This is a genomic window from Spirillospora sp. NPDC046719, assembly GCF_040645715.1.
GTDB lineage: Bacteria > Actinomycetota > Actinomycetes > Streptosporangiales > Streptosporangiaceae > Spirillospora.
Genome location: NZ_JBEYYT010000634.1, coordinates 1 through 4,216 on the forward strand (window position 1 = coordinate 1; position 4,216 = coordinate 4,216).

General features: G+C 71.5%; 4 protein-coding genes. 2 read left to right on the top strand and 2 right to left on the bottom strand.

All coding sequences use genetic code 11. The features are described from left to right. Window positions 1–40: 40 nt before the first annotated feature. Window positions 41–1,219, bottom strand: coding sequence for an NADH:flavin oxidoreductase (locus ABZ914_RS47650; RefSeq protein WP_500201247.1), 1,179 nt, complete (start codon window positions 1,217–1,219; stop codon window positions 41–43). 19 nt (window positions 1,220–1,238) lie between these two features. Next, window positions 1,239–2,066: an SDR family oxidoreductase gene (locus ABZ914_RS47655; RefSeq protein WP_500201248.1), complete on the bottom strand. Its 828-nt coding sequence runs from the start codon at window positions 2,064–2,066 to the stop codon at window positions 1,239–1,241. A 76-nt stretch (window positions 2,067–2,142) separates the two neighbouring features. On the opposite strand from ABZ914_RS47655, the gene ABZ914_RS47660 reads away from it, so the two are divergent. Together ABZ914_RS47660 and ABZ914_RS47665 are read left to right on the top strand one after the other, a co-directional pair. Further along, window positions 2,143–2,766 (top strand): TetR/AcrR family transcriptional regulator, encoded by a 624-nt coding sequence (locus ABZ914_RS47660; RefSeq protein ID WP_500201249.1) that lies wholly within the window; start codon window positions 2,143–2,145, stop codon window positions 2,764–2,766. Between the two features lie 217 nt (window positions 2,767–2,983). Next, window positions 2,984–4,141 (top strand): acyl-CoA dehydrogenase family protein, encoded by a 1,158-nt coding sequence (locus ABZ914_RS47665; protein WP_500201250.1) that lies wholly within the window; start codon window positions 2,984–2,986, stop codon window positions 4,139–4,141. Window positions 4,142–4,216: the final 75 nt, after the last annotated feature.

The window sequence follows — 4,216 nt, forward strand, 5'->3', positions numbered from 1 at the left end:
GGCCGCTCCACCTCCGGCGTCCGCGACCGGCCGGTCCCCGTCAGGCGATGACGCAGTGGGTCCGGCTGAAGATCGTCGGCATGCACTTGTTGCAGTGGATGCACAGCGAGCGGGTGGCGGGCTCCTTCTGGATGCGGTTGATGAGGTCGGGCTCGCGCAGCAGCGCCCGCGCCATCGCGACGAACTCGAAGCCCTCCGCCATGGCCAGGTCCATCGTGGAACGCTGGGTGATGCCGCCGAGCAGCACCAGCGGCAGGTCCAGCGCGGCGCGGAACTGGCGGGCGCTGTCCAGCAGGAACGCCTCCTGGTAGGGGTAGGCGCGGATGAAGCGGTCGCCGACCAGGTTGATGCCCAGGCGCAGCGGCTGCCCGAACGTCGCGGCGAACTCGCGGACGGGCGCGTCGCCGCGGAACAGGTACATCGGGTTCAGCAGGGAGCTTCCGGCGGTCAGTTCCAGGGCGTCGACGCTGCCGTCCCGCTCCAGCCAGCGGGCGACCTGGAGGCTCTCGTCGAGCCAGAACCCGCCCGGCACGCCGTCGTCCATGTTGAGCTTGGCCAGGATCGCGATGCGGTCGCCGACGGCGTCGCGGACGGCGCGCGCGGCGCCGAGGGCGACCTTGGCGCGGTTGGCCAGCGAGCCGCCGAACCCGTCCCGCCGCTTGTTGATCTTCGGGCTGAGGAACGAGCTGGCGAAGTAGTTGTGCCCGAGGTGGATCTCCACCGCGTCGAAGCCCGCCTCGACGGCCAGCTTCGCGGCCTGGCCGTGCGCGTCGGCGACGCGTTCGATGTCGGCGGCGGTGGCGCTGCGGATCCGCTGCATGCTCATCGGGCTGAACGAGGCGGACGGCGCCAGCGCGGGGACGCCGTTGGACCTTCCGTTGGCGACCGGCCCGGCGTGCCCGATCTGCGCCGAGGCCGCCGCGCCTTCGGCGTGCACGGCGTCGGTGAGGCGGCGCAGGCCGGGCAGCGCCTCCGGGCGCATCCAGACCTGGTCGCGCTCGGTGCGTCCCTCGGGCGCCACCGCGCAGTAGGCCATGGTGGTCATCCCGACGCCGCCCGCGGCGTGCCGGCGGTGGAACTCGATCAGGTCGTCGGAGACCAGCGCGCCCTTCGTCATGCCCTCGAAGGTGGCGGACTTGATGATGCGGTTGCGCAGGGTCAGCGGCCCGAGCCGGGCGGGCTCGAACACGTCGGGGGTGCGCGGTTCGGTGGTGGTCACGTCGTCCTCCTCGGGGTGGTCAGAAGGTCATCGCGGTCGGCTGGGCGTCGGGGCGCATGGCGGCGTCGGTGCCGCCGTCGACGAACAGGACCGCTCCGGTGGTGAAACGGGCCTCCGGCTTGAGGAACTGGTGCACCCAGAACGCGATGTCCTCCGGGCGGCCGAAGACGCCCAGCGGCATCGGCGTCGGGAACTCGTCGGGGTCCGTCTCGGCGGCCGTGCCGGTCGACCCGAGCATGAGCGGCGTGAGCACGGCACCGGGAGCGATCGCGTTCAGCAGCACTCCGCGCCGCGCCCAGTCGGCCTGAACGGCGGTACGCCGCACCCAGCGGGCCAGGGCGAACTTGGACGTGGCGTAGGCGCCGATGCTGGGCGCCATCTCGACGATCTCCGGGGGCATGGCGCTCTGCGCGGCGCGGGCCCGGTCGCGGGCGGCCGCCTCGTCGCCGGCGAGGGCGAGCCCTGCCAGGTCCTCGTCGATCAGGGGAACGGTCGTCGCCGAGTTGGACCCGATCACCACGGCGCGTCCGGCCTCCGACCGCACGAGCGCCGGGTGCAGGCCCTCCAGCAGCGCCACCGGGCCGAAGTAGTTGATCGACATGACGGCGGCCGCGTCGCGCATGTTCGGCCCGACCCCGGCGATGGCCGCGACACCGTCGAGGACTCCGTCGGCGGCGGCCAGGATCTCCTGGACCGCCGTGCGCCGCCCCTCCTCCGTGCCGAGGTCGGCCACCACGTCCGCGTCGTGGAGGTCGACACCGATCACGGTGTGCCCCGCGTCCCTGAGCAGCGCGGCGCTCGCGGCGCCCATCCCGGAGGCGGATCCCGTCACGGCGAACGTTCCCATGATCCCTGTAGTCCCTTCAATCGACCTTCAATCACTGATTGAAATCTGATTGCAGCATATGTGATGCAATGAGGCCATGCCAGACGTCCCCGCGACCACCCGCGACCGCCTCCTCGACGCCGCCGAGCGCCTCTTCCTGGAGAAGGGCGCCGAGCAGGTGTCGGTCCGGGCGATCAACTCCGCGGCCGGGCTGAACCCGGGCGCCGTGCACTACCACTTCGGATCGCGCGAAGGGCTCGTCACGGCGCTGCTGGAACGCGAGCTGCTGCCGCTGTGGGCCGGACGGCTGGAAACGATCGCCGAGCATTCGGCGACCGACCCCGATCGCGCACCGGGACCCCAGGTCAACGCGCTGGTGGCGGCGATCGTCGAGCCGTTCGAGGAGCTGTCCACGACGGCGAAGGGCCGCATGCTGTGCCATCTGCTGGCCCGCTTCGTGCTTCCCGGACTGCGGCCGTCGAGCGTGTCGCCCTGGTTCAGCCAGGTGCCCTTCGAGGTGATGCTCGCCCGCGCCATGCCCGAACTGCCGGCCCACGAGATCGCCGATCGGTGGCGGCTCGCCTTCACCCTCCTCCTGGAGATCTACGGGCACCCGCTCACCCCCACGCCCGCCGCCGCGAGCACGCCGCCGGCGACCGGCACCGTCATCTCGTTCCTCACCGCGGGCCTGACGGCTCCCTGGCCCCCGAAAGCCTCCTGATCCCTGGAGCGCCGTCCGCCGCCGTCCGGCGCCGTCCGCCGCACGTCCCATGCCGCCGACCCTGCCCGGCGGAAATCGGCAGGGCCGACTTTAGGGCGGCCTGCGCCCTTCCCCGGTCGAAACGTCCACTGCCTGGAACAGGAGCGGGGATGCCGGAAGGCAGGTCTTTAGCCTCGTCCCGGATGTGCGTCCACGCGGACTCAGGAAAGAGGCATTGATGCGACGCGGACACTACGCCGATGATCATCGGGCATTCGCCGAGCTGGCCCGAGACTTCATCAAGAGAGAAGTGGCGCCCTTCTATCTCGACTGGGAAGAGGCGGGGATCGTGCCGCACCGGCTCTTCGCTCAGGCAGGGGCGATCGGCCTGCTCGGCTTCCAGGCCAATCCCGCCTACGGCGGCCTGGGAGCGCGGGACTTCCGGTTCAACCAGATCCTCATCGAGGAATTCATGGACGCCGCGTGCGGCGGCGTCGGGCTGAACTTCGCCGTCCACAACGACATCTGCCTGCCCTACCTGGAGGATCTGACCACGCCCGAGCAGCGGGACCGGTGGTTGCCGGGATTCGTGTCCGGAGAGCTGATCGCCGCGATCGGCATGACCGAACCGGACGCGGGCTCGGACGTGGCGGGCATCCGGACGTCCGCCGAGGACAGGGGCGACCACTTCCTGGTCAACGGCGCCAAGACCTTCATCACCAACGGCACCAACGCCGATCTGGTCGTCACCGCCGTCCGGACCTCTCCGGACCGGCACCACGGGCTGACCCTGCTGGTCCTCGAACGCGGCCTGCCCGGCTTCGAGCGCGGCCGCAACCTCGACAAGCTCGGCCTGCACTGCCAGGACACCTCCGAACTCGTCTTCACCGACGTCCGCGTGCCGAAGGCCAACGTCCTCGGCGAGATCGGGCGCGGTTTCGCGCACCTGATGGACCGGCTGCCCCAGGAGCGCATGCAGATCGCCGTCGGCAGCCTGGCCCGAGCCAGGGCCGCTCTGCGCTGGACGGTCGACCACGCCCGCGCGCGCACCGCCTTCGGCCGGCCGATCGCCGACCTGCAGAACACCCGGTTCGCGCTCGCCGATGTCGCGACGGAGGTCTCGGTCACCGAGGCCTTCGTCGACAAGTGCGTCGGGGAACTCAACGCGGGGCGGCTCACCGGGGCGGACGCGGCCAAGGCCAAGCTCTGGGCCACCGAGATGGAGTTCCGCTGCCTGGACGCCTGCCAGCAACTGTTCGGCGGCTACGGCTACATGCGCGAGTATCCGATCGCGCGCGCCGCCGCCGACGCGCGTATCACGCGCGTCTACGGCGGCACCTCGGAGATCATGCGGGAGATCATCGGGCGGGAGCTGAGCGCGGCGCACGGCGGCTGACCGCACGGCTCCGGAGCCCCGGTTCTCGCTCATCCCGCACGGACCCGCTCGCCCGCCCTCCCCGCCCCGCCCCAA